Origin of the sequence: Acinetobacter sp., assembly GCF_036659555.1 — a bacterium.
Classification (GTDB): Bacteria; Pseudomonadota; Gammaproteobacteria; order Pseudomonadales; family Moraxellaceae; genus Acinetobacter.
The window spans coordinates 1-2818 of sequence record NZ_JAVXCI010000161.1; the positions used below are offsets into that span (position 1 = coordinate 1).

Below are 2818 nucleotides of genomic sequence, written 5' to 3' on the forward strand. Positions count from 1 at the left end.
ATACGTGGCATAGTCTTTACCTATAAATTAGTTTGAGTTTGACCAGTCGTCGAGCTTGGTGCCTTTTAGTGCAGCGTCGATGTGCTGATTCATGCGCGCGGCAGCAAAAGCGTCGCTGTGCATTTTAAGCTGCTCTACAGCATCTTCAATGGCTTTAATCTTGGCGCTTTCCAGCTGGATTTCCAGCTGCGCTTTGGCTTGGTTCAGGGCAGACAATTCTGTTTCTGATAAAAGCTGGGCATCCGCCTTTAAAGCCTGTTCTAGCGCTTCGAGTTCGCGCTTCGCTTCGACTTTAGTTTCCTGCAGATGGCGCAGGGCTTTGTCTTCCTCAGCGAATTTGAAGCCGTCCAGCAGCAGGCGCTCGGTATCTGAATCTGACAGGCCATAAGAAGGCTTAATGTCAATTTGCGCATGCACGCCGGAGGTGGTTTCTGTGGCGGAAACGGTCAATAGGCCGTCTGCATCAACCTGAAAAGTCACTTCAATGCGCGCCTGGCCCGCAGTCATCGGCGGAATGCCGCGCAAAACAAATCGGCCTAGGCTGCGGCAGTGCTCGACTAAATCGCGTTCGCCCTGCACTACATGAATCAGCATGGCGGTTTGGCCATCTTGATAGGTAGTGAATTCCTGGCGGCGCGCAACTGGAATTGCGGTGTTGCGTGAAATTAAACGCTCCGCTAGGCCGCCCATGGTTTCTAGGCCAAGCGAAAGCGGGGTGACATCCAGCAGCAGTGAGCCGTCTTTGGAATTGCCAATCAGCTGATTAGCGGTAATTGATGCGCCAATAGCAACCACTTCATCCGGGTTGATGGTGCAGAGCGGTTCCTGATTAAAGACTTCGCGGACGGCTTTCTGCACCGCATAAGAGCGCGTGGAGCCGCCAACCAGAACCACATTCTGGATATCATCCAGTTCAAGCTTGGCGTCACGCATTACGCGCTTGCAGACACTGATGGTTTTGTCTAAAGCGGCTTTGATAATCGTTTCAAAGGTTGGGCGGTCTAAAGCAAGATGCTGATCCAGAACTTTAAGCTCAACTGTTTCGGCATCAGACAATGCTTCCTTGGCTTTGCGCGCAGCGACAACAAAATGCGCAAATTCAGCATCATCCAGCGTTTCAATATTCAGCTGCTTCTTCGCCCATTTTACAATCAGGCGGTCCAGGTCATCGCCGCCCAGCGCAGTGTGCCCGCCGGTGGCAAGCACTTCAAATACGCCTTGCGAAAAACGCAGAATCGACACGTCAAAAGTGCCGCCGCCTAAGTCATAAATCACATAATTTTGGTCATGCGCTAAACCGCTTTCCTGATCCAGGCCGTAAGCAACCGCAGCAGCTGTCGGCTCATTCAGCAGGCGCAGCACATTTAGGCCGGCAAGCTGCGCTGCATCGCGGGTGGCTTGGCGCTGCGCTTCATCAAAATAGGCGGGAACGGTAATGACCGCGCCATTTACCGGGTTGCTCAGGCTTTCTTCGGCGCGGTCTTTCAGCTGCTTTAAAATTTCAGCAGAAATTTCAACCGGGGTTTTACGGCCTTGCGCAGTTTCAAATGCCGGCATTTGATTGTCTTCGCCAGCTAAAGCGTAAGGGTGCTGGAACTTGATGTCCGCTTTAGAGCGGCCCATAAAGCGCTTAACGGAAACAATGGTATTTTTAGGGTCTGCAGTAATAAAAGGTTTGGCTGCATCACCGTATTCGGTGCTGTTCTCAGCATAATGCACAATAGACGGCAGCAATACCCGGCCGTGCTGGTCATGAAGCACTTTGGCTTTTCCTGAAAGAACCGTGGCAACCAAAGAGTGAGTGGTGCCTAAATCGATGCCAATCGCAATGCGATGTTCATGCGGTGCGCTGGATTGACCTGGTTCCGCAATCTGCAAGAGAGCCATTGTGTTACATCCTTAGAACTTAAATATTTATAAACAGGTAAGATTAAAAATCATCATCTAAATCAAAGCTGTCATCATCCAGCAAGCGGTCTTCAGCTTTGTCGATGTCGGCCATGACTTTGACAAAGAAACGCAGCTTGCGCACCGTGTCGCGCGCTTCAGCCCAGTCTTCGGCAGCATAATCAATTTTGAATTCGCGCACTAAGCCTGAAATCCACTGCTGAACTTCGGTTTTTAATGAAACCAGTTCATCTGCAGAGCCGGCTTCATCCAGCTGTTCGCGGATTTCTAAAGCGGACTGCAGGAATTCAAAGTCACTGATGGATTGGTCAAGATGGTGGTCTTGCTTTTTTAAGCTCAGCAAATAGGCCGCGCGGCTGTCAACATTGGATAAAGCCTTGAATGCTTGATTGATTTCACTTGATTTGATTAAAGCTTGATCTTTATTTTCGGCTTTATCCGGATGATATTGTTGCTGCAGCTTAAGAAATTCATTTTTTAAAGCCGCTAAATCAATATCGAGTGCTGCGGGGAGGTTGAACAGCTCAAAATGATTCATGGGAGAAGTGATCCGCGGTTGGTGTGCAAAAAAGTATGCATTAAATGCAATTAAAACAGCGCATTTTACACTGTTTTAATGCAAAACGGGGAATGGGCTTTTAAACGGTGAAAGACTCGCCGCAGCCGCATTCGCCTTTTTTATTCGGGTTGTTGAATTCGAAGCCTTCGTTTAAGCCGTTTTTCACGTAGTCCATCTCCATTTCATCAAGATAGACCAGGCTTTTCGGGTCGACAAAAACTTTAACGCCAAACTGCTCGAATGTTTGATCGTGCTCATCAACTTCGTCAACGAATTCAAGTACATAAGCCAAACCGGAACAGCCTGAAGTTTTCACGCCAACGCGAATGCCTTCACCCTTACCGCGATTTT

At 49.0% G+C, this 2818-nt stretch carries 3 protein-coding genes; all 3 read right to left on the reverse strand.

Annotation, left to right across the window (positions count from 1 at the left end; translation table 11 throughout):
• Nucleotides 1–27: 27 nt before the first annotated feature.
• Entirely contained in the window at nucleotides 28–1887 is a 1860-nt protein-coding gene (gene hscA, locus RSA72_RS14285) for a Fe-S protein assembly chaperone HscA (RefSeq protein ID WP_332624594.1), read from the reverse strand.
• A gap of 43 nt (nucleotides 1888–1930) precedes the next feature.
• Nucleotides 1931–2446, reverse strand: coding sequence for a Fe-S protein assembly co-chaperone HscB (gene hscB, locus RSA72_RS14290; protein ID WP_332624593.1), 516 nt, complete (start codon nucleotides 2444–2446; stop codon nucleotides 1931–1933).
• 100 nt (nucleotides 2447–2546) lie between these two features.
• Nucleotides 2547–2818 (reverse strand): HesB/IscA family protein (locus RSA72_RS14295; RefSeq protein WP_332633411.1); only part of this gene is annotated, 272 nt, incomplete at its 5' end.